The organism is Mycobacterium sp. HM-7, assembly GCF_053852335.1.
The window spans coordinates 703,749-725,392 of sequence record NZ_CM132657.1; the positions used below are offsets into that span (position 1 = coordinate 703,749).

General features: G+C 67.6%; 20 protein-coding genes. 14 read left to right on the forward strand and 6 right to left on the reverse strand.

All coding sequences use genetic code 11. From position 1 onward, the window contains the following. Window positions 1–24 precede the first annotated feature (24 nt). A complete protein-coding gene (serC, locus tag ACWW1C_RS03365; RefSeq protein ID WP_455982121.1) occupies window positions 25–1,131 on the reverse strand; it encodes a phosphoserine transaminase in 1,107 nt (368 codons plus the stop codon). 207 nt (window positions 1,132–1,338) lie between these two features. On the opposite strand from serC, the gene ACWW1C_RS03370 reads away from it, so the two are divergent. Then, window positions 1,339–2,355 carry an AurF N-oxygenase family protein gene (locus tag ACWW1C_RS03370; protein ID WP_455982122.1) on the forward strand — a complete coding sequence of 339 codons (1,017 nt, stop codon included), beginning with the start codon at window positions 1,339–1,341 and terminating at the stop codon, window positions 2,353–2,355. A 15-nt stretch (window positions 2,356–2,370) separates the two neighbouring features. Next, on the forward strand, window positions 2,371–4,047 hold the full coding sequence (locus ACWW1C_RS03375; protein WP_455982123.1) for an FAD-dependent oxidoreductase: 1,677 nt from the start codon (window positions 2,371–2,373) through the stop codon (window positions 4,045–4,047). Between the two features lie 63 nt (window positions 4,048–4,110). On the opposite strand, the gene ACWW1C_RS03380 is transcribed toward ACWW1C_RS03375, so the two are convergent. The 3 genes from ACWW1C_RS03380 to ACWW1C_RS03390 all read right to left on the reverse strand — a co-directional run bounded on the left by ACWW1C_RS03380 (window position 4,111) and on the right by ACWW1C_RS03390 (window position 6,484). Continuing rightward, complete coding sequence (locus tag ACWW1C_RS03380) at window positions 4,111–4,566, reverse strand: VOC family protein (RefSeq protein WP_455982124.1); 456 nt, start codon at window positions 4,564–4,566, stop codon at window positions 4,111–4,113. Between the two features lie 99 nt (window positions 4,567–4,665). Next, window positions 4,666–5,808: a citrate synthase 2 gene (locus ACWW1C_RS03385; RefSeq protein ID WP_455982125.1), complete on the reverse strand. Its 1,143-nt coding sequence runs from the start codon at window positions 5,806–5,808 to the stop codon at window positions 4,666–4,668. A 55-nt stretch (window positions 5,809–5,863) separates the two neighbouring features. Further along, entirely contained in the window at window positions 5,864–6,484 is a 621-nt protein-coding gene (locus ACWW1C_RS03390; protein WP_455982126.1) for a maleylpyruvate isomerase N-terminal domain-containing protein, read from the reverse strand. Between the two features lie 73 nt (window positions 6,485–6,557). Here ACWW1C_RS03390 and pdxH point away from each other — a divergent pair, with 73 nt between their 5' ends. From pdxH to arfA, 7 genes are all read left to right on the forward strand, one after another. Further along, the gene (gene pdxH, locus ACWW1C_RS03395) at window positions 6,558–7,187 is read left to right on the forward strand and encodes a pyridoxamine 5'-phosphate oxidase (RefSeq protein WP_455984124.1); all 630 of its coding nucleotides are present in this window, start codon (window positions 6,558–6,560) and stop codon (window positions 7,185–7,187) included. Beyond that, on the forward strand, window positions 7,184–8,455 hold the full coding sequence (locus ACWW1C_RS03400) for an MFS transporter (protein ID WP_455984125.1): 1,272 nt from the start codon (window positions 7,184–7,186) through the stop codon (window positions 8,453–8,455). Before pdxH ends, ACWW1C_RS03400 begins: the two co-directional genes overlap by 4 nt. 121 nt (window positions 8,456–8,576) lie before the next feature. Continuing rightward, the gene (locus ACWW1C_RS03405) at window positions 8,577–9,872 is read left to right on the forward strand and encodes a citrate synthase (protein ID WP_455982127.1); all 1,296 of its coding nucleotides are present in this window, start codon (window positions 8,577–8,579) and stop codon (window positions 9,870–9,872) included. A 239-nt stretch (window positions 9,873–10,111) separates the two neighbouring features. After that, window positions 10,112–11,566 (forward strand): MFS transporter, encoded by a 1,455-nt coding sequence (locus tag ACWW1C_RS03410; protein ID WP_455982128.1) that lies wholly within the window; start codon window positions 10,112–10,114, stop codon window positions 11,564–11,566. Continuing rightward, window positions 11,556–11,975 carry a MarR family winged helix-turn-helix transcriptional regulator gene (locus ACWW1C_RS03415; protein WP_455982129.1) on the forward strand — a complete coding sequence of 140 codons (420 nt, stop codon included), beginning with the start codon at window positions 11,556–11,558 and terminating at the stop codon, window positions 11,973–11,975. The genes ACWW1C_RS03410 and ACWW1C_RS03415 overlap by 11 nt, the downstream gene beginning before the upstream one ends. 49 nt (window positions 11,976–12,024) lie before the next feature. Further along, window positions 12,025–12,390, forward strand: a complete 366-nt coding sequence (locus tag ACWW1C_RS03420) for an FKBP-type peptidyl-prolyl cis-trans isomerase (RefSeq protein WP_455982130.1) — start codon at window positions 12,025–12,027, stop codon at window positions 12,388–12,390. A 118-nt stretch (window positions 12,391–12,508) separates the two neighbouring features. Next, complete coding sequence (gene arfA, locus ACWW1C_RS03425) at window positions 12,509–13,498, forward strand: channel-forming protein ArfA/OmpATb (RefSeq protein ID WP_455982131.1); 990 nt, start codon at window positions 12,509–12,511, stop codon at window positions 13,496–13,498. 86 nt (window positions 13,499–13,584) lie between these two features. On the opposite strand, the gene ACWW1C_RS03430 is transcribed toward arfA, so the two are convergent. Further along, window positions 13,585–14,925 carry a sensor histidine kinase gene (locus ACWW1C_RS03430; protein ID WP_455982132.1) on the reverse strand — a complete coding sequence of 447 codons (1,341 nt, stop codon included), beginning with the start codon at window positions 14,923–14,925 and terminating at the stop codon, window positions 13,585–13,587. Window positions 14,926–14,935: 10 nt separating this feature from the next. After that, entirely contained in the window at window positions 14,936–15,646 is a 711-nt protein-coding gene (locus ACWW1C_RS03435) for a response regulator transcription factor (RefSeq protein WP_455982133.1), read from the reverse strand. Window positions 15,647–15,719: 73 nt separating this feature from the next. On the opposite strand from ACWW1C_RS03435, the gene ACWW1C_RS03440 reads away from it, so the two are divergent. From ACWW1C_RS03440 to ACWW1C_RS03460, 5 genes are all read left to right on the forward strand, one after another. Further along, window positions 15,720–16,709 carry a phospholipase D-like domain-containing protein gene (locus ACWW1C_RS03440; protein WP_455982134.1) on the forward strand — a complete coding sequence of 330 codons (990 nt, stop codon included), beginning with the start codon at window positions 15,720–15,722 and terminating at the stop codon, window positions 16,707–16,709. Then, on the forward strand, window positions 16,702–17,277 hold the full coding sequence (locus ACWW1C_RS03445) for a chromate transporter (protein ID WP_455982135.1): 576 nt from the start codon (window positions 16,702–16,704) through the stop codon (window positions 17,275–17,277). Before ACWW1C_RS03440 ends, ACWW1C_RS03445 begins: the two co-directional genes overlap by 8 nt. A gap of 10 nt (window positions 17,278–17,287) precedes the next feature. Continuing rightward, window positions 17,288–17,848 (forward strand): chromate transporter, encoded by a 561-nt coding sequence (locus tag ACWW1C_RS03450; RefSeq protein ID WP_455982136.1) that lies wholly within the window; start codon window positions 17,288–17,290, stop codon window positions 17,846–17,848. Between the two features lie 67 nt (window positions 17,849–17,915). Next, on the forward strand, window positions 17,916–19,829 hold the full coding sequence (locus tag ACWW1C_RS03455; protein WP_455982138.1) for an ABC transporter ATP-binding protein: 1,914 nt from the start codon (window positions 17,916–17,918) through the stop codon (window positions 19,827–19,829). Continuing rightward, window positions 19,826–21,643: an ABC transporter ATP-binding protein gene (locus ACWW1C_RS03460; RefSeq protein WP_455982139.1), complete on the forward strand. Its 1,818-nt coding sequence runs from the start codon at window positions 19,826–19,828 to the stop codon at window positions 21,641–21,643. The genes ACWW1C_RS03455 and ACWW1C_RS03460 overlap by 4 nt, the downstream gene beginning before the upstream one ends. The last annotated feature ends 1 nt before the right edge of the window (window position 21,644 follow it).

Below are 21,644 nucleotides of genomic sequence, written 5' to 3' on the forward strand. Positions count from 1 at the left end.
TTCCAGTTGTGCGGCCAGGACCGCTCAGAGACGTTCGACGACCCAGTCCACGCATGCGGTCAGGGCGCTGACGTCATCGGGGTCGACGGCCGGGAACATCGCCACGCGCAGCTGGTTCCGGCCCAGCTTGCGGTAGGGCTCGGTGTCGACGATGCCGTTGGCGCGCAACACCTTTGCGACCGCGGCGGCGTCCACATCATCGTTGAAGTCGATGGTGCCGACGACCTGGGACCGCAGCGCCGGGTCGGCCACGAACGGCGTGGTGAACGGACGCGACTCGGCCCACGAGTACAGCCGCTGCGACGAGTCGGCGGTGCGCTTCACGGCCCAGTCCAGGCCGCCATTGCCATTGAGCCAGTCCAGTTGCTCGGCGAGCAGGATCAGGGTCGCGATCGCCGGGGTGTTGTAGGTCTGGTTCTTGAGGCTGTTCTCCACCGCGATGGGCAGGGACAGGAAGTCCGGCACCCAGCGGTCGGTGGCGGCGATCTGCTCGACGCGGGCCAGTGCGGCGGGGCTCATGACGGCGATCCACAGGCCGCCGTCGGAGGCGAAGTTCTTCTGCGGCGCGAAGTAGTAGGCATCGGTGTCGGCGATGTTGACCGGCAGGCCGCCGGCGGCCGACGTGGCGTCGATGGCGACCAGTGCGTCACCGGCGGGGCGCTGGATGGGCACCGCGACACCCGTCGAGGTCTCGTTGTGGGCCCAGGCCACGACGTCGACGTCGGGGTCCGACTGCACGGCGGGCGCGCTGCCGGCGTCGGCCTTGATGATGATGGGGTCGCCGACGAACGGGTTCTTGGCGACGCACGAGGCGAACTTGCTGCTGAACTCGCCGTAAGTGAGGTGCAAGGAGCGCTTGTCGATGAGGCCGAAGGCAGCGGCGTCCCAGAACGCGGTCGAGCCGCCGTTGCCGAGGATGACCTCGTAGCCGTCCGGGGTGGAGAACAGTTGCTTGACGCCGTCGCGCACGCGGCCGACGAGGTTCTTGACCGGGGCCTGCCGGTGCGAGGTGCCGAACAGGTCGCCGGCGGCGGCCAGCGCGGTCAGCTGCTCGGGGCGAACCTTGGACGGGCCGCAGCCGAAGCGTCCGTCGGCGGGCTTGATGTCGGCGGGGATGGTGAGCTCAGCCATGGGTGTCAGCGTAGTTGCAGGTCGACGCCTCGTGTCGCGGGGATCCGGCTACTGGGCCCGGCGCCTCGCGCCATGGATGTGACTGCGGTCACATTAGGTGTACATGTGTGTGACGGCGGGCACTAGTCTTTAAGTGGTACCTCCGGTACCGTTCGACACAAGACAGCCGATTGTAAAGCTGGCAAAACAGTCTTGGGAGGCTCGAAAATGGCTCGTACCCGCATGATCCGTCGCTGGCGTCGGAACATGGACGTGCTCGACGACCAGGTTTACGTAGAGAAGCTCGCCACACTGTCCGAGGGGTCTGTGCGGCGCAACTTCAACCCGTACACGGACATCGGCTGGGACTCGCCGGAATTCGCTGTGGTCCCCGATGACCCGCGCTGGATTCTCCCGGAGACCGACCCGCTCGGTGGCCACCCGTGGTACCAGGCCCAGTCGCAGGAACGCCAGATCGAGATCGGCATGTGGCGTCAGGCCAACGTCGCCAAGGTCGGCCTGCACTTCGAGAACATCCTGATCCGCGGCCTGATGGAGTACGCGTTCTGGGTCCCGAACGGGTCGCCCGAGTTCCGTTACTGCACGCATGAGGCCATCGAAGAGGGCAACCACACCCTGATGTTCCAGGAGATGGTCAACCACATGGGTGTTGACGTCCCGGGCATGCCCAAGCTGCTCAAGTGGATTCAGCCGCTGATCCCGCTGGCTGCCGGCCCGGCGCCCATCCCGTTCTTCTTCGGCGTGCTCGCCGGCGAGGAGCCCATCGACCACACGCAGAAGAACATCCTGCGTGAAGGCACCGAACTGCACCCGATCATGGAGCGGGTCATGGCCATCCACGTGGCTGAGGAAGCCCGGCACATCTCGTTCGCCCACGAGTACCTGCACAAGCGCGTTCCCGAGCTCAGCCGCTGGAAGAAGTTCTGGCTGTCGCTGTTCGTGCCGGTCACCATGCGCATCCTGTGCTCGGCCATCGTGGTTCCGCCGCGTGCCTTCTGGAAGACCTTCGACATCCCCAAGTCGGTGCGCAGCGAGCTGTTCTTCGACGCCCCGGAGTCGCGCATGTTCCTGCGCAACATGTTCTCGGACGTCCGCATGCTGGCGTACGACACCGGCCTGATGAACCCGCTGGCCAAGCTCGTGTGGAAGCTCTGCAAGATCGACGGACCGCCGAGCCGGTACCGCAGCGAGCCGCAGCGCCAGCACGTCGTGGTCGCTGCCTGAACGTCTAGGTAACTCATGCCGCACGTCATTACGCAGTCGTGCTGTAGCGATGGTTCATGCGTTTTCGCATGCCCGGTGAACTGTATTCACCCGTCCCCGGACGAGCCGGGTTTCGCTACCGCCGAAATGCTGTTCATCGATCCCGCCGCCTGCGTGGACTGTGGTGCCTGCATCACGGCCTGCCCGGTGGGGGCGATCAAGCCGGACACCAAGCTGACCGAAGCTCAGCTGCCGTTCATCGAGCTCAACGCGTCCTTCTACCCGAAGTACGAGGGCAAGCTGCCGCCGACGTCCAAGCTGGCGCCGGTGCCCGACGCGCCGGCGGTCGACCAGCGGCCGCACGGTCCGCTGCGGGTTGCCATCGTCGGCTCCGGACCGGCGGCCATGTACGCAGCCGACGAGCTGTTGACCCAGCGCGGGGTCCGGGTCAACATCTTCGAGAAGCTGCCGACGCCCTACGGACTGGTGCGCGCCGGGGTCGCCCCCGACCACCAGAGCACCAAGGGTGTGACACGGCTGTTCGACCGGATCACCGAGCGTCGTGGGCTCGACTTCTACCTCAACGTCGAGGTGGGCCGGGACATCACGCACGCCGAACTGCTGGAGCACCACCACGCGGTGCTGTACGCGGTGGGCGCGCCCAACGACAAGCGCCTCGACATCGAGGGCATGGAGCTGCCGGGCACCGGAACCGCCACCGAGGTGGTGGCCTGGTACAACGGGCACCCCGAGTTCTCGCACCTGCCGGTCGATCTGAGCCACGAGCGGGCGGTGATCATCGGTAACGGCAACGTCGCGTTCGACGTGGCCCGCATCCTCACCGCCGACCCGGATGCGTTGGCGCGCACCGATATTTCCGACCATGCTCTGACCGCACTGCGCGACTCGAAGGTGCGCGAAGTGGTGGTCGTGGCCCGGCGTGGCCCGATCCACTCGGCGTTCACCCTGCCCGAACTGATCGGTCTGACGGCGACGTGCGACGTGGTGCTCGACGCCGCGGACCATGAGTTGGTGCGACGGGATCTCGAGACGGCGTCGGATGCGCTGACACGGCACAAGCTGGAGATCCTCTCCAAGCTGGCCGACAGTTCCGCGCCGCCCACGCGCCCGCGGATCCGGTTGGCCTACCAGCTGACCCCCGCCCGGGTGCTCGGCTCTGACAAGGTCACCGGCATCGAGTTCACCGTGACCGGCACCGACGAGGTGCGTCAGCTCGACGCCGGCCTGGTCCTGACGTCAATCGGCTACCACGGCAAGGCAATTCGCGGCCTGCCGTTCGACGACGCCGCCGGCGTGGTCCCCAACGACGAGGGCCGCGTCATCGACCCGGCGACCGGTGAGCCGGTCCGGGGCAGCTATGTCGCGGGCTGGATCAAGCGCGGTCCGACCGGCTTCATCGGCACCAACAAGTCGTGCGCGGCGCACACCGTCGACCGGCTGGTCGCCGACTACAACGCCAGCCGTCTCGGTGAGCCGACCGCGAAAAGCGGTGCGCTGCAACAACTCATCCGCGACCGGCGGCCGGAAGTGGTCGACATGGCGGGGTGGCGGGCCATCGACGCCGCCGAGATCACGCGTGGCGGCGCAGACCGCCCTCGGGACAAGTTCATCGACGTGTCCGACATGCTGGCCGCTGCCGCCAACGCCCCGAAGCCGACGCTGCGTCAGCGACTGCTCTCGGCCTTCGGCTGACTGTGATTTGTGCACGATTTTCCGCGGTCACCGCGGAAAATCGTGCACAGATCACCAGGGTCGCTACGCTCCCTGCTGCTGGGCCATCGCGGCCTCGATCTCCTCAGGGCTGACCACGCGCACGGTCTGCGCCAGCGACCAGTGGTGGCCGAACGGGTCCTCCACCTGGCTGTAGCGGTCACCCCAGAACATGTCCTGCGGGGCCATCAGTTCGCGTGCGCCGGCGTCGATGGCGCGCTGGTATGCCGCGTCGACATCGGGCACCTGCAGGTGGATCGTCACGGGCGTGCCGCCGAAGGCCTCCGGGGTCTGCGACTTGCCGCCACACATCTCCGGGAAGTCGTCGTTGAGGTAGACGTTCGACCCGTTGATGGTCAGCGCGGCGTGCATGAGCTTGCCGTCGGGTCCGGGCACCCGGCCGAGCTCGGTGGCGCCAAAAGCCTTGACGTAGAAGTCGATTGCAGCGGTGCCGTCGCCGACGACGAGGTGCGGGGCGAGGAAGGTCTGGGACTCGGTCATCGTGTTCTCCTCAGAGCGGTACTGCGTGGATTGTGGTCATTCGTTATGACCATCTCCAACGCTACTTCTCATCGGTGACAAGAAACCGAGGCCGAAGTGTCAGCTGTGCGCGATGCTGCCCCAGCCGACCACCGAGTCCGCGCTGCGCGGCTCCGGGCCGACGTAGATGGCCGCCGGCCGGACCAGCTTGCCCAGCCGCTTCTGCTCGAGGATGTGGGCGCACCAGCCCGCGGTGCGGCCGCAGGTGAACATCGCGGGCATCATCGCGCTGGGCACCTGGGCGAAGTCCAGGATCACCGCGGCCCAGAATTCGACGTTGGTCTCGATGGCCCGGTCGGGACGGCGTTCGCGCAGTTCGGCCAGGGCGGCCTGCTCCAGCGCGGCAGCGGCTTCGAAGCGCGGGGCGTCGAGGCGTTTGGCGGTGGCGCGCAGGACGCGGGCCCGCGGATCCTCGGCGCGGTACACCCGGTGCCCGAATCCCATCAGTTTCTCTTTGCGGTCCAGGATGCCCTTCACGACGGCCCGGGCGTCGCCGGTGCGCTCGGTCTCCTCGATCATCGGCAGCACGCGGGCCGGGGCGCCGCCGTGCAGCGGGCCGCTCATGGCGCCGATGGCGCCGGACAGCGACGCGGGCACGTCGGCTCCGGTGGATGCGATGACGCGCGCGGTGAAGGTAGATGCGTTCATGCCATGCTCGGCGGCACTCACCCAGTAGGCGTCGATGGCTTCGATGTGCCGCGGGTCCGGCTCACCCTGCCAGCGGGTCATGAAACGTGCTGTCACCGTTGGGCATTCGTCGACGAGGCGCTGCGGCACCGCCGGCTGGTAGATGCCGCGGGCCGACTGTGCGACGAACGACAGTGCCGTTACCGAGGTCGTGGCCAGCTGGTCGCGGGCGGTGTCGTCGTCGATGTCGAGCAGCGGCTGGAAACCCCACATGGGGGCCAGCGTGGGCAGCGCGGCCTGGACGTCGACGCGGACGTCGCCCGAATGTACGTGCAGCGGGAAGGGCTCGGCGGCCGGCAGGCCCCGGCCGAACTCGCCGTCCACCAGCAGCGCCCAGACGTCACCGAACGTGACGCGGTGGCTCACCAGGTCCTCGATGTCGACACCGCGGTAGCGCAGCGCGCCGCCGTCCTTGTCCGGTTCGGCGATCTCGGTCGTGAACGCCACGACGCCTTCCAAGCCGGCGACGAAGTTCTCAGGGATCTGCGGCGTCGACACTGACGTTGCCTCTGTCATGCCGAAATTGTTCCACTAGCCGATGGGCTGGGGGCTACCGGCCGGTAACAAGCGGTCAGACCACAGAGAAACCAGCAGGTAGACCCGCGCGTCCGGTGAGTGCCTGCAGCACCGCGGCGGCCTGACCGGTCAGCGCCGCGATCTGCGCAGCCAGCACGGTGGCGTCGCGCAGCGCCTCGTCGGGCAACGAGAGGTCGATTCCGGTGGCGCGCGCGATGTCGAGGCTGTGCACCGTCAGCTCGAACACCCGGGTCGGCAGGTAGTTGCTCAGCCGGATGCCCAGGCCGCCGATGACGGCGATCAGAGGGTCGCCCGCCCCGTCGAGGTCGGTCAGCACCTGGCGTAGTAGGTCGGTGACCGCGGCGGCGGGGTCGGTCCCGAGATTGCGCCCGGCTTCCCGGCCGCGCTCGACGATGGCCGGACTGCCGGCGGCGTAGTCGCGCATCAGTGCGTAGTAGTGCGCCGGTCCGGTCACGTCCTCCCTGTCGGCAGGCATACGCAGGTAGCTGCTGACAGTGATCAGTGACCGTGAGGTGTGTCCCACCAGCGCCCGCAGATCCCAGTCGCCCAGTCCGGGACCGTCCCACGCCGTGGCCGGGATCTGTGTCACCAGGTCCGCGAAAGCTGTTGCCGCCGAGGCGAATACTGAATGGTCTCGTGGTGCTTCCGACGCCATGACTGCATTGTGTCACCGCAGGGGCGTACCGTCGCCGATCATGGTGTCTGACCGCGACGATCATCTGGCCCGGATGCGGGTGGAATACGGCTCGACGGAGAAGGACGGCAGCGTCGACCTCGACGTGGACTGGCTGGACCGGGGCTGGCTGGCGCTGTTCCGCGACTGGATGGCCGAGGCCGTGCAGGCCGGTGTCTCCGAACCCAACGCGATGGTGCTCGGCACCGTCGACGCACAGGGTCATCCCGTCACCCGCTCGGTGCTCTGCAAGTCCATCGAAGAGGCGGGCATCTCCTTCTACACCAACTACGACTCCGACAAGGGTGACCAGCTGGCCGCCGTGCCCTACGCCTCGGCGACGTTCCCCTGGTACCTGCTGGGCCGTCAGATCCATATCCGCGGCGCGGTGACGAGGGTCGACGCGGAGCACACCGCCGCGTACTGGTCGAAGCGGCCGCGCGGTTCACAGCTGGGAGCGTGGGCGTCGCACCAGTCAAAATCGATTGCCTCGCGAGCGGCGCTGCTGGAACAGTTGCGTGATGTGACCGAGCGATTCGCCGATGTGCCAGAGGTGCCGGTGCCGCCGAACTGGGGCGGCTACCTGATCGCACCGGAAGTGATCGAGTTCTGGCAGGGCCGGGAGAACCGGGTGCACAACCGGATTCGCGTCACCGGCGACCGGGTCGAACGGCTCCAGCCCTGAAAGGTCTGATCGCCGACACCACACCGCTGCGCAACCCCGATTACCGGCGCCTGTGGTGGTCCAGCGTCGTCACGGTGATCGGGGCCAACCTGACCATCTTCGCGGTGCCGGTGCAGCTGTACGCGCTGACGCAGAACTCGGCATACGTCGGGCTGGCGGGTGTGTTCAGCGTCGTGCCGCTGATCGTGTTCGGCCTGTGGGGCGGGGCCTGGGCCGACGCGATGGACCGGCGGCGCCTGCTGATCATCGCGTCCTGCGGGCTGGCGGTGGCGTCGGTCCTGCTCTGGGTGCAGGCCGCCGCCGGGTTCAACAACGTCTGGCTGGTGCTGTGCCTGCTGTCGGTGCAGCAGGCGTTCTATGCCATCAATTCGCCGACCCGCTCGGCCGCCATCCCGCGGATGCTGCCCGCCGATCAACTGCCCGCCGCGAACTCGCTCAACATGACGGTGTTCCAGGCCGGTGCGATCATCGGCCCGCTGCTGGCCGGTGTGCTGCTGCGCTGGGTGGACCTGTCGACGCTGTACTTCATCGACGCCCTCACCACGATCGTCCCGATCTGGGCAACGTTCCGGCTCGCGCCCATGCCGCCGGAGCATTCGGCCGACGACGACACCTCGCGCTGGGGCTTGGCGGCGGTGCTGGACGGCTTCCGGTATCTGTCGGGCAACCGCGTTGTCCTGATGTCGTTCGTGGTCGACCTCATCGCGATGATCCTCGGCATGCCGAGGGCGCTGTTCCCGCAGATGGCCCACGAGAACTTCGGCGGACCGGTCGCGGGCGGGACCGCGATGGCACTGCTGTCGGCGGCCATGGCCGTGGGCGCGGTGGCCGGCGGGGTCTTTTCGGGGTGGCTGCCGAGGGTGCGCAGGCAGGGCTTGGCGGTCGTGGTGTCGATCGTGGTGTGGGGCGTGGCCATGGCCGGTTTCGGGCTGGCGGTCGGCCGGGCGACGGGCCGGCCTGACGGCTTCCTCTGGATCGCCCTGGTGCTGCTGGCCGTCGGCGGTGCCGCCGACATGGTCTCGGCGGTGTTCCGCAGCACGATCCTGCAGGAAGCGGCCTCCGACGAGTTGCGCGGCCGTTTGCAGGGCGTCTTCACCGTCGTGGTGGCGGGCGGTCCGCGCATTGCTGACGCGGTGCACGGCGCCGCCGCGGCGGTGGTGGGCACGACGGTGGCGGCCACGGGAGGAGGCGTCCTGGTGGTGGTGGGCGTGGTCGTATCGGTCCTGTTGGTACCGGCGTTCGTGCGCTATCAGGTCGCTCGCAGCTGATGCTTGACAGCGGGGTTATGACGACCCGAGCAAGCACATAGTTCTCTTAACGACTACCGTCTTGTTCCGGACGTTTCACCTGCCGACACCGCAAAAGGTCGACACCGCAAAAGGGGTTCAAGTGGCCGACACCTCCAGCTCTGACGACGTAGCCAACCTCCGGTATCCCGGGGGCGAGATCGATCTGAAGATCGTGAATGCCACCGAGGGTTCGGACGGCATCGAGCTCGGCTCGCTGCTGGCGAAGACCGGTTACACCACCTACGACGGTGGTTTCGTCAATACCTCGGCCACCAAGAGCGCCATCACCTACATCGACGGTGACGCGGGCATCCTGCGCTACCGCGGGTACCCGATCGAGCAGCTCGCCGAGAAGTCGAACTTCATCGAGGTCAGCTACCTGCTGATCTACGGGGAGCTGCCGACGGCCTCCGAGCTCGAGGCCTTCACCAACAAGATTCAGCGGCACACCCTGCTGCACGAAGACCTCAAGCGGTTCTTCGACGGCTTCCCGCGCAACGCGCACCCGATGCCGGTGCTGTCGTCGGCGGCCAATGCCCTGAGCGCCTACTACCAGGACTCGCTCGACCCGAAGGATCCCGAGCAGGTCGAGCTGTCGACCATCCGCTTGCTGGCCAAGCTGCCGACCATCGCGGCCTACGCCTACAAGAAGTCGGTCGGTCAGCCGTTCCTGTACCCGGACAACTCGCTGAACCTGGTCGAGAACTTCCTGCGCATGACCTTCGGCCTGCCGGCCGAGCCATACCAGGTGGACCCGGAGCTGGTCCGGGCCCTGGACATGCTGTTCATCCTGCACGCCGACCACGAGCAGAACTGCTCGACCTCGACGGTGCGCCTGGTCGGCTCCTCGCAGGCCAACCTGTTCACCTCCATCTCCGGCGGCATCAACGCCCTGTGGGGCCCGCTGCACGGCGGCGCCAACCAGGCCGTGCTGGAGATGCTGGAGAAGATTCGCACCGAGCACGGCGACGTCCGCGACTTCGTCAAGAAGGTCAAGAACCGCGAAGACGGCGTGAAGCTCATGGGCTTCGGCCACCGCGTCTACAAGAACTACGACCCGCGGGCGCGCATCGTCAAGGAGCAGGCCGACAAGATCCTCGGCAAGCTCGGCGGCGACGACGAGCTGCTGGACATCGCCAAGTCGCTGGAGGAGATCGCCCTCACCGACGACTTCTTCGTCGAGCGCAAGCTGTACCCGAACGTCGACTACTACACCGGCGTGATCTACCGGGCCATGGGCTTCCCGACCCGCATGTTCACCGTGCTGTTCGCCCTCGGCCGGCTGCCGGGCTGGATCGCGCACTGGCGCGAGATGAGTGCCGACCCGAGCACCAAGATCGGCCGCCCGCGCCAGATTTACACCGGCTACACCGAGCGGGACTACCCCGCCCACTAAAGCCTGAGCTCAGATACGGCCCCTCGCGCATGCATGCCCGAGGGGCCGTTTCGTTTTCCGCATCTTTTCCCGCGAGCCGGCCTGGGGGTACCACCCGTGAGCGGCCGTGTTTGCACCCCGACACGCCGTCTTTCGCGTGCAGTCCTGGGCCGCTCGCGGGCGCCGACGGGCCGCGAAGTGCTCAATGTCACTCTGCCGGAGCGTTGCCTCATGGACAGTTGTAGTTTCACAATAGTTGTGTGAATACAACCATCGACGCGCTCGACTCGCGGCGCAAGACGATCATCTTGATCTCCTGCTGCCTCAGTCTGCTGATCGTGTCGATGGACTCCACCATCGTGAACGTCGCCATCCCGTCGATCCGCCGCGACCTCGGCGCGAGCGCCACCCAGATGCAGTGGGTCGTCGATGTCTACACGCTGGTCCTGGCCTCACTGCTGATGTTGTCCGGCGCCGCCGGTGACCGGTTCGGCCGCCGCCGGGTTTTCCAGATCGGCCTGACGATCTTCGCGTTCGGCTCACTGCTGTGCAGCCTGGCGCCGACCGCCGATGCGCTCATCGGTGCTCGACTGGTGCAGGGCATCGGTGGCTCGATGCTCAATCCCGTTGCCCTGTCGATCATTTCGCAGTTCTTCACCGGTCGGGTCGAGCGGGCCCGGGCGCTCGGCTTCTGGGGCGCGGTCGTGGGTATCTCGATGGCGCTGGGCCCGACGGTCGGCGGTCTGCTGATTCACGCCGTCGGCTGGCGGTCGGTGTTCTGGATCAACCTGCCGATCTGCCTGGCCGCCATCGTGCTGACGGCGATCTTCGTCCCGGAGAGCAAGTCGGGCACCATGCGCGACGTCGATCCGATCGGCCAGGGGCTGGCGGTGCTGTTCCTGTTCAGCCTGGTCTTCACCCTCATCGAGGGGCCGGGCATGGGCTGGGGCCATCCCCGCACCGTGGTCATCGCGGTAGTGGCGGCGCTCGCCCTCGTCGGGTTCCTGCGCTACGAGCGCCGGCGCCACGACCCGTTCATCGACCTCCGGTTCTTCCGCAGCATCCCGTTCGCGGCCGCTACCGTCACCGCCGTACTCGCGCTGACCGCCTGGGGTGCGTTCCTGTTCATGATGTCGTTCTACCTCCAGAACGAGCGGCACTACTCGGCCATGCACACCGGCATCATCTACCTGCCCATCGCCATTGGCGCCCTGGTCTTTTCGCCGCTGTCCGGGCGGATCGTCGGGCGCTACGGCTCTCGCCCCTCGCTGATGGCCGCAGGCGTCTTGATGGCCTCGGCCGCGCTCATGCTGACGACGTTGACCGCGACGACGCCCATGTGGCGAGTGGTCGTCATTTTCGCGGTGTACGGCATAGGGTTCGCGATGATGAATGCGCCAGTGACCAACGCCGCGGTGAGCGGCATGCCGGTAGATCGTGCCGGCGCCGCGGCGGCGGTGACGTCCACCAGCCGTCAGGTCGGTGTGAGTATCGGTGTGGCACTGTGCGGTTCGATCGCCGGCTCGGCCCTGGCCGGTAGCGGCTTCGACTTCGCCACCCAGGCCCGGCCGTTGTGGTGGATGTGCGTCGGGGTGGGCGTGGCGGTCACCGTGCTCGGATTCGTCTCGACCTCACCGCGGGCACTGCGCTCCGCGGAGCGGCTGGCACCCCTCATCGAGGGACCGCGCGAGCCGGAGCCGGCCGGTGTCCGCTGATTCGTTGGCCGACGAGGTCTGGCAGTCCATGGCCGCCGTCGTGGTCGAAAACCGCGACAGCTGGAAACGCGCCGTGGTCGAGCAGACGGGGTTGCCCTTCAGCCGTGCCCGGATCCTGCGCAGGCTCGAGGCCAAGGCCATGACGGCGAAAGAACTCGCTGCGGCCACGGCGATGGACGCACCGGCCACCACGGTCGCCATCAACGATCTGGAAGAGCGCGGACTGGTTGTGCGCCAACCAGATCCGGACAATCGACGGTGCAAGTTGGTGTCCCTCACCGACGCCGGTGCCGCGCTGATGCGCGGCATCCGTCGGATCGATGACCCGGCCCCGCCGGTCTTTGCCGCGTTGGACGCCGACGAACTCGCCACACTCCGCGATCTGCTCAGCCGGCTGCGCCGCCACTAGGGGTGCGGTTCCTGCCCACCCGTGGTGGGCGCCCGACTACGGTGGTCCCGTGGCTAACACCAAACCTGAGATCGAATTCCCCGACGGCCCGGCACCAGACTCGCTGGTGATCGAGGACGTCATCGTCGGCGACGGCGCCGAAGCGGTGCCCGGCGGCAACGTCACGGTCCACTACGTCGGCGTCGAGTACGACACCGGTGACGAGTTCGACAGCTCCTGGAACCGGGGCGAGACCATCGAATTCCCCCTCCGCGGCCTGATCCAGGGCTGGCAGGACGGCATCCCCGGAATGCGCGTCGGCGGCCGGCGCAAGCTGACCATCCCGCCCGCACAGGCCTACGGCCCCGCCGGCGGCGGCCACCGCCTGTCCGGCAAGACGCTGATCTTCGTCATCGACCTCGTCGCCGTTCGCTGACCTGATCGACTTTCTGCCGGGCGCAGAGTCCGGCGGTTGTGGCGTGTCATGGCGGCAACGGGCCGTCCCCACAGCCGTCGGGCTCTAGGCTCGAACGTGTTTCAGGAAGGGTTTGTGCATGCCGGACACAGCTGACGTCACCGAGCAGTCCGGCAGCGCTCGTCGACTCGGTACCCGCGGCAAGGTCGCTGCGGTGGGTGTCGTGGTCGCCATCGTCGCTGCAGTGGGCTGGGTGGTGTTCGGCAGTTCCGACGAGCACCGCGCCCCGAGCTCCATCGCGGCGTCCGCCGCGCCGGTTCCGGCGCAGCCCGAGCTGACCTCGGCGCCGTTCTCGCTGACCCGCGACGGCAACACCGTCACCCTGACGGGCAGCCTGGCCAGCACCCGGTCGAAGTCCGAACTGGCCGCCGCGGTGAAGGCGCAGTGGCTCGATGCGACGCTCAACGACAAGACGACAGTCGTCGACGGCGCCGGGACTCCCGACATGTCGGTCATCGGCAACGTGCTCTCCACGGCGGACGCCATCCCGGATTTCGGCCTGTCCGTCGACGGCGCCACCATCACGTTGATGGGGACGGCGCCCAACCTCGACGTCGCCGGAGAGGTACAGAGCGCCGCGGCGCTGTCTTTCCCCGGCGCCAAGCTGGCCAACAACATTCAGATTCCCGCGCCGGGTGGGCCGGTGGCGCCACCCACGCAGTTGCCCTCACCCGCACCTGCGCCCGCCCCGTCCCCGGCCGGCGGCCCCTGCGCGAAGGTGCAGGCCGACGTCACCGAGCTGCTGCGCACCCCGATCAGTTTCGTCACCGGCGGCTCGCAGATGACGGGGGAGTCCCGCCGGCTGCTGGGGCAGATCGCGGACAAGATCAAAGGCTGCCCGAACGGTGCGGTCACCGTGGTGGGCTACACCGACAACGAAGGCAGTGACGCGGTCAACCTCAAACTGAGCGACACCCGCGCCAAAGCCGTTGCCGCCGCGCTGGTTTCGAATGGCGTGCTGGCGGCGAAGGTGACCGCCCGCGGTGCCGGCTCGGCCAACCCCGTCGCCGACAACAGCACCGAGGAAGGCCGGGCGAAGAACCGTCGGGTCGAGATCACCGTCGGCTGACCGGCCGCGCGTGCGATGCTCCGCGAGTGTGCGATGAGTGCGCGGGATCTCCGAATTCTGTGAGCTGTGCGCACACTCGCGGTGGGCTAGCGATGCCCGGGCAGGCGGAGCAACAGCCGCGTCCCGCCGAGGGGGCTGGTCTCCAATGTCGCGGTCCCGCCGTGCAATTCGGCCTGCTGGGCCACCAGGGCCAGGCCCAGCCCGGAGCCTGAGTGCGATGCGGTGGAGCCTCGGCTGAAGCGTCCGAAGACCTTCAGCCGCTCTTCTTCGGGGATGCCGCAGCCGTCGTCGTCGATGGCGATTTCGATCCCGGCGCGTGAACTGACCGCCGACAATTGAACTTTCGACGCGCCACCGTGCTTGACGGCGTTGACGATCGCATTGTCCACCGAAAGCCGCAGTCCGGCAGGCAGTCCCACGATGATGATGGTCGGCGCCGGTACCAGCGACACCTCCAGGTCGGGATACACGCGCATGGCGTCGTGGGCGGCCCGGTCCAGGAGATCGGTGATGTCCACGGGCACATGGTCATCGACGGTCGACAGCTCGCCCTGGGCCAGCCGCTCCAGCGCCCACAGCGTGGTCTCGATGCGCGACTGCGTGCGGACGACGTCGCCCAGCACTTCCTTGCGCTGCTCCTCGGGAAGATCGAGGGTGCTCACGATTTCAATGTTGGTGCGCATCGCGGTGAGCGGGGTGCGAAGCTCGTGCGCCGATACCGCGGCGAAGTCACGGGCCGAGGCCAGCGCGGCCTTCGTCCGGCCTTTCTCCTCCCACACGCGGTCCACCAGACCTTTGACCGCATCGGCGATGTCGACGGCCTCGGTGGCGCCGCGGACGTCGATGTGCGGGGCATCGCCTTCCGGATCGATGTCTCGCGTCTGCTGGGCGAGGCGCTTGAGCGGACGCACCGCGAACGCGGCCAGCGCCCAGCCGGCGACAGCGGCCGCGCCAATGGCGAACGCGCACAACGCGATCACGCGACGGTGCAGGTTGTTGGTATCGACGATCGTCGCGTCGTACGTGGCGCCGACCGCCACCAGCATCGGGTCCGGCATGTGGATCTGCACCGTGCGCACCCGGTAGCGGACGCCATTGACATCGGTGTCGGCGTAGCCGACCGGCAGCTCGGGCAGTACGACGTTCGAGTTCGAGCTGACCTGGCCGTTCCGGCGTGCCGTGATGACGACGTTCTCGTCGTGCGGCGGCCGCGGAATCTCATCCAGCCCACGCGGCAGGAACGGGATCGCGAAACCCGCTGCCTCGTCGAGGCGGCGGTCCAGACGCTCCTTGCGGTCGTTGGTGATGCCGATCCACACGATGGTGCCGACGATCCCGACCACGATGGCCGCGGCGATACCGGTGGCGAACGCGACGCGCGACTGCAGCGACGGGGTGCGACGGAAGACCCGCGCCAGCACGTTCACCGTCTGCTGCCTACTGCTGCCTGAGTACGAACCCCACACCGCGGACCGTGTGCAACAGTCGCGGCGCCCCGTTGGCCTCCAGCTTGCGGCGCAGGTAGCCGATGAACACGTCGACGACGTTGGTGTCGGCGGCGAAGTCATAGCCCCACACCAGCTCCAGCAGCTGGGCGCGGGACAGCACCGCGGTCTTGTGCTCGGCCAGCACGGCCAGCAGGTCGAACTCGCGCTTGGTCAGGTCGACGTCGGCGCCGTTGACGCGGGCCCGCCGGCCGGGGATGTCGACCTCCAGTGGCCCGACCGCGATGGTCTCCGACGAGAACGTCGCCGTCGCACCGCGGCGACGCAGCAGCGCCTTGACGCGGGCCACCAGTTCGGCGAGGACGAACGGCTTCACCAGGTAGTCGTCGGCGCCGGCTTCCAGCCCGGCCACGCGATCGTCGACCGAGCTGCGGGCCGACAGCACACACACCGGCACGTCGTTGTCCATGGCGCGCAGTGCGGTGACGACGCTGACGCCGTCGAGCACCGGCATGTTGATGTCCAGAATGATGGCGTCGGGCCGGAACTCGGTGGCGCTACGCAGGGCTTCGGCGCCGTCGACCGCGGTCGATACCTCGAAGCCGGACAGCCGCAGCCCGCGCTCCAGCGAGGCCAGCACGTCCGGGTCGTCGTCGACTACGAGCAGGCGGGGGGAGGCGCTTCCGCTATCCATGTGCCTCATCTTGCCCGATGGCCCACTGTTATTGACGGAGGCACGTCTGGCAGCCACTATTCGGTGCTAGCATCCGGCGCTTATGGGGCCTGTGTCGCCGCGAGTCATCGTCCAACCCGATGATGGCGTGCAGCCGGTGCGGGATTTCATCGCATCGGCGCAGAAGTCGTTGCTGATCAAACAATTCACGTTCACCGAGCCGTCCCTCGTGGCGGCGGTGATCGAGCGGCACCAGGCGGGCGTCGCGGTGCGCGTCATGCTGAACCCGGCCCGCTCGGGCGGGGACCGTGCCAATGACGAGACGTTCGAACAGTTCTCGGATGCCGGCGTGAACGTGCAGTGGTCCAACCCGTCGTTCTATGTGACGCACGAGAAGTCGATCGTGGTCGACGGGACGGCGGCGCTCGTGGCGACGTTCAACCTGTGCGAGAAGTACTTCACCCTCACCCGTGACTACGGCTTCATCACCACCGACGCGGAGCACGTCGCGCAGATCGTCGAGGTGTTCGACGCCGACTGGTCCCACACCGATTGGGAGCCGTCGCAGTATCACGGGCTGCTGTGGAGCAACTCGAATTCGCGGTACCACATGGCGAAGTTCATCGACACCGCCGAACATCGGCTGCGCATCCAGCACCCCAAGTACGTCGACGCCGTCATCCTCGACCACATCGCGGCGGCGGTCGGCCGCGGCGTGAGTGTCCATGTGTTGTGCGGCGGGCGGCACGGCATCAGCGACTGGGACATTCTCGACACGTTCGCGTCACTGCGGACGCTGCGCCGGTTCGGGGCCAAGGTGCGCAAGCAGAAGAACCTGCGGGTGCACGCCAAGCTGGTCATCGTCGACGACCGCGAGGCCCTGGTCGGTTCGATGAACATCGACCGCAGCGCCTTCGATCTGCGCCGGGAACTGGGCGTCATGGTCGACGATCCGGACGCCGTCGCGCAGCTGACCGAGGTGTTCGACGCGGACTGGGAGTCCTCGCACCACTACGAGCCGCCGGATCCGCTCGACTCGACGCAGCACCACGAAGACGACTTCCCGCACGACCCCGAGTTGGTCCATGAGTGAGCAGCTCGACTCTACGGCCCAACGGGTTTCGTTGTTCGAGTTGGTCCTGACGTTCAACCACATCGCGCTGGCATCGTTCGGCGGCGGACTGTCGGCGTGGTCCCGTGAGGTGCTGGTGGTGGAGAAGGGCTGGCTCGGGGACGCCGAGTTCCTGTCGGCCACAACCATGTGCCGCATCCTGCCCGGCGCCAATCAGGTCAACATGGCGGTGTTCGCCGGCACCAAGATGCGCGGTTTCGCCGGGGCCGCCGCCGCGGTGTTCGGCTTGTGTGCCATGCCGTTGGTCATCGTGCTGGTGCTGTCGTTCGCGTACTTCCGGTTCAAGGAGGTGCCGGCCGTCAAGGGCGTGCTGCACGGGGCGTCGGCGGCCGCGGTGGCCCTGACCCTGACGATGGTGCTCAAGACGGGCCAGAAGTGCCTGACGGGCGTCGTGCCGGTCCTGTTGTTCGCCGGCGCCTTCGTGCTCAACGGCGTGCTGCGCTTCCCGCTGCTGGGGACGCTCGCGATCCTGGCCCCGCTGAGCCTGATCTGGGCGTGGCCGCGGGAGCGCGCCGCGGCGGCGTCATGAGCGCCTCCGCATGAGTACCGAGGCGCTGTCGACCTACGTCCAGCTCATCGGGCTGTTCGGCATGCTGTCGCTGCTGTCCATCGGCGGTGGCAACGTCGTCCTCCCGGAAATGCACATCACCGCCGTCAACGGCAGGCATTGGCTCACCAACAACCAGTTCGCCGACCTGTTCTCCATCTCCCAGACCGCGCCGGGCCCGAGCATCCTCATCGTGTCGATGGTCGGCTACGGCGCGGGGCTGAAGGTGGCCGGGATTCCCGGGGCGATCATCGGCGGCGTCGTCTCGATGGTCGCGATGGTGGTGCCGGCCGCGACGTTCGTCTACGTCATCACCTTGATCTGGCAGAAGGCCGAGCGCTCGAAACTGCGGCGGGCGGTCGAGAAGGGTTTCGCGCCGCTGACGGTCGGCCTGATCCTGGCGGCGTCGTTGGTCATGAGCCGCGCGGCCGACCATGACTGGCGGGCCTACACCGTCACCGCGGTGTGCACCGTGATCTTCATGGTCACCAAGCTGAACCCGCTGATCGTGGTCGCCGCGGCCGGTGTGGTCGGGTATCTCGGTTTCATCTGACGATTCGAGCAGGTCAATCCGCCGCACACCAGGTTTGTCGGTGGCACGTGCGAGCATTGAAGTTGTTGTGTCTGATATAGCCCAGCCCCAGCCCCTGCAGTCGGCTCCGACGATCGCCCCGGTGCCGCAGCGCCGGCGTGCGTCGACGGATCTGCTGCGTCTGCTGCCCTATCTCGGCCCGTACCGCGGTCGGTGGGGTGTCATGCTGCTCACCGCATTCGCCGGTCTGGGCGTGACGGTGGCGATTCCGCTGGTGACGAAGGCCGTGATCGACGGTCCGGTGCGGCACCAGGATCAGCACGGCTTGTGGGTGCTCGGTTCGGCCGCCCTCGCGTTGGGGCTCCTCGAGGCGGTGCTGTGGTTCATCCGGCGCTGGCTCGGGGCCCGGGCGACCATGGGCGTCGAGGCCGACATCCGCAAGGAGCTCTACGCCCGGCTGCAGATTCTGCCCATGTCGTTTCACCGACAGTGGCAGTCCGGGCAATTGCTGTCGCGCGTGATGAACGACCTTGGCACCATTCGCCAATTCCTCGGTTTCGGTCTGCTGTTCTTGGTGCTCAACAGCATTCAGATCGTCGTGGTGACGGGCATCCTGCTGGCCATGTACTGGCCGCTGGGTGTGGTGGTCCTGGCGTCGGTGCTGCCGGTGACGGTGACGATCTTCAGATTCGAGCGGCAGTTCAGCCGGCTGTCCCGGCTGGCGCAGGACCAATCCGGCCATGTGGCAACGCATGTCGAGGAGTCCGCGCTGGGTCTGCGGGTGATCAAGTCGTTCGGCCGCGAGGACTACGTCTACCAGCGGTTCGACGAGCGGGCCACGGCCCTGTACGACGCGGAGGTCGGCAAGGTCGCGGTATCGGCGCGATTCTGGACACTCCTCGAGGTCATCCCCAACCTCACGCTGATCCTGGTGCTCGGGTTCGGCGCATATGCGGTCGGCCACGGCCTGGTCACCATCGGCACCCTGGTCGCGTTCATCACCATGATGCTGTCGCTGGTGTGGCCCATCGCGTCGCTGGGCTTCCTGTTGTCGATGATGCAGGAGTCGATGACCGCTGCCGATCGCGTCGCCGAGATCTTCGACGCGCCAGTGGATATCACCGACGGCCCGGTCACGACCGTGCCCCGCGGCGGGCATCTCGAACTGCGTGACGTCGGCTTCCAGTTCCCCGACGCCGCACCCGACGACTGGGCGCTGCGGCATGTGTCGGTGACGGTCGAACCGGGACAGACACTGGCGTTGGTCGGTGCCACCGGTTCCGGGAAATCGGTTCTGGCCGCACTGTTCTCGCGGTTGTACGACGTCACCGAGGGCGCCATCCTGCTTGACGGGCGGGACATCCGCGAGCTTTCGCTGCCCGCTTTGCGGACCGCCGTGGCCACGGCGTTCGAAGACCCGACGCTGTTCTCGATGTCCGTCGCCGAGAACCTCACCCTCGGTCGGGGCGCCGACAATCCCGCCACCGACGACGAGGTGCGCACAGCCGTCGACATCGCGGCCGCCCAGTTCGTCTACGACCTGCCGTACGGGCTGGACACCCGCATCGGTGAGCAGGGCATGAGTCTGTCCGGCGGTCAGCGGCAACGTCTTTCGCTGGCCCGTGCCATCCTCGCGAACCCGTCGCTGCTGGTGCTCGACGACACCCTCTCCGCACTGGACATGCACACCGAGGCCGAGGTGACGGTCGCGCTGCGGCGCGTGCTGAGGGAGGTCACCGGCATCGTGGTGGCGCACCGGGCGTCCACCGTCCTGCTGGCCGACCGGGTGGCGCTGCTGCAGGACGGCACCATCACGCGCATCGGTACACACGCCGAATTGTTGGTGCAGGCGCCCGAATACCGGTATCTGCTGTCCGCCGACGACGAGCTCGACGACGGTTGCGAACGCAGCTGCGACTGGGAGCAGGACGCTGAGCGGGAACGGCTCGAACAGCTGTATCTGGAGCAGTCCGATGAGTCCGAAGAGGTGCGGAGGCGATGAGCGCCGAGACCTGGAGAGGCCAGGCGGTCGACAAGGCCGAGGACCTGCCCATCGACGAGAGCATCTCGCGGCGGCGCGAGGCCCGCGCGTTGCTGGGCTCGCTGCTCAAGCCGTACCGCGCCGCGGTCCTGCTGCTGGGTCTGGTCGTCGTGGTGGAAAATGCTGCGCGCCTGTCGGTTCCGCTGCTCGTGCAGCGCGGCATCGACCACGGCATCCCGCCGATCCTGCACGGCGGGCCGGCGCGCGAACTGCTGCAGATCGTCGGGGCCCTGTGCGGCGTCGTGGTGCTGCAGGCCACGTTCCGGTTGTTCTTCCTGAACCGGTCGGGCCGGATCGGGCAGAAGGTGCTGCTGGAACTGCGCCGCTGCGTGTACCGGCAGTTCCAGCGGCTCGATGTCGCATTCCACGACCGCTACACCTCGGGCCGCGTGGTGAGCCGGTCCACCAACGACATCGAAGCCATCCAGACCATGTTGTCGACGGGTTTCGACAGCCTCATCACCGCGGTGCTCACCTTGGGCGGCACCGCCGTACTGCTCGTCACGCTGGATGTGCGGCTCGGGCTGATGTGCCTGGGCGCCTTTCCGCTCCTGGTGTTGCTGATCGCCTGGTTCCGCCGCGAGTCGTCGAAGACGTACCGCACCGTCCGGGAACGGGCGGCCCTGGTGATCGTCCAGTTCGTCGAGACCATGACGGGCATCAAGGCGGTGCAGGCCTACCGCCGCGAGCCCCGCAACCAGGACATCTTCGACGACGTCGTCGACGACTACCGCGTCATCAACGAACGCACCATGACCCTGCTCGCGGTGTTCATGCCCGGCGTCAAGCTCGTCGGCAACATCACCACCGCCGTGGTGCTGCTGTACGGCGGATATCTGGTGCTGCACGGCCGCATGACCATCGGCACGCTGACGGCCTTCCTGCTGTATCTGCGCATGTTCTTCGAACCGATGCAGGAGATTTCGCAGTTCTTCAACACGTTCCAGTCCGCGGCCTCGGCGCTCGAGAAGCTGGCCGGCGTCCTCGGGCAGCAGCCGGCGATCATGGACCCCGCCGACCCCGTCGCGCTCACGGCGGTCAAGGGGGACATTACTTTTCGCGAGGTGAGTTTCGGCTACACCCGGGCGCGGCCGGTGCTGCCGGAACTGAACCTGACGGTGCCCGCGGGGCAGACCGTCGCTCTCGTCGGTGCCACCGGCGCGGGGAAGACGACCATCGCCAAACTGATCGCGCGCTTCTATGACCCCGTCACCGGAACGGTGACGCTCGACGGCATCGACCTGCGGTCCATCGCCCAGGCCGAGTTGCGCCGGCATGTGGTGATGGTGACGCAGGAGAACTTCATGTTCGCCGGCAGCGTCGCCGACAACATCCGGTTCGGCCGGCCCGATGCCACCGACGCCGAGATCCGCGCGGCCGCGGAAGCCGTTGGCGCCGACCGGTTCATCGACGCGCTGCCGGACGGCTATGACACCGACGTCGCCAACCGGGGCGGACGGCTGTCGGCGGGGCAACGCCAGTTGGTCGCGTTCGCGCGCGCGTTCCTCGCTGACCCCAAGGTGCTGATCCTGGACGAGGCGACGTCGTCGCTGGACATCCCGACCGAACGCCTGGTGCAGCGCGCTCTGGCCACCGTGTTGGCCGGGCGGACAGCGCTGGTGATCGCGCACCGGCTCTCGACCGTGCAGTCGGCGGATCGGGTGCTGGTCCTCGACGGCGGACGCATCGTCGAAGACGGTGCCCCCGATGATCTGGTCGCCCAGAACGGGCGATACGCGGCGCTGCACCGCGCCTGGATCGACTCCCTGGCCTGAC

Bases quoted from the DNA above. Each gene is read 5' to 3' on its own strand.
- ACWW1C_RS03380 (WP_455982124.1), bottom strand. From the start codon at position 4,566: ATGACCGAGTCCCAGACCTTCCTCGCCCCGCACCTCGTCGTCGGCGAC.
- pdxH (WP_455984124.1), top strand. From the start codon at position 6,558: ATGCGGGTGGAATACGGCTCGACGGAGAAGGACGGCAGCGTCGACCTC.
- arfA (WP_455982131.1), top strand. From the start codon at position 12,509: ATGCCGGACACAGCTGACGTCACCGAGCAGTCCGGCAGCGCTCGTCGA.
- ACWW1C_RS03385 (WP_455982125.1), bottom strand. From the start codon at position 5,808: ATGACAGAGGCAACGTCAGTGTCGACGCCGCAGATCCCTGAGAACTTC.
- ACWW1C_RS03370 (WP_455982122.1), top strand. From the start codon at position 1,339: ATGGCTCGTACCCGCATGATCCGTCGCTGGCGTCGGAACATGGACGTG.
- ACWW1C_RS03390 (WP_455982126.1), bottom strand. From the start codon at position 6,484: ATGGCGTCGGAAGCACCACGAGACCATTCAGTATTCGCCTCGGCGGCA.
- serC (WP_455982121.1), bottom strand. From the start codon at position 1,131: ATGGCTGAGCTCACCATCCCCGCCGACATCAAGCCCGCCGACGGACGC.
- ACWW1C_RS03460 (WP_455982139.1), top strand. From the start codon at position 19,826: ATGAGCGCCGAGACCTGGAGAGGCCAGGCGGTCGACAAGGCCGAGGAC.
- ACWW1C_RS03445 (WP_455982135.1), top strand. From the start codon at position 16,702: ATGAGTGAGCAGCTCGACTCTACGGCCCAACGGGTTTCGTTGTTCGAG.
- ACWW1C_RS03440 (WP_455982134.1), top strand. From the start codon at position 15,720: ATGGGGCCTGTGTCGCCGCGAGTCATCGTCCAACCCGATGATGGCGTG.
- ACWW1C_RS03435 (WP_455982133.1), bottom strand. From the start codon at position 15,646: ATGAGGCACATGGATAGCGGAAGCGCCTCCCCCCGCCTGCTCGTAGTC.
- ACWW1C_RS03450 (WP_455982136.1), top strand. From the start codon at position 17,288: ATGAGTACCGAGGCGCTGTCGACCTACGTCCAGCTCATCGGGCTGTTC.
- ACWW1C_RS03375 (WP_455982123.1), top strand. From the start codon at position 2,371: ATGCCGCACGTCATTACGCAGTCGTGCTGTAGCGATGGTTCATGCGTT.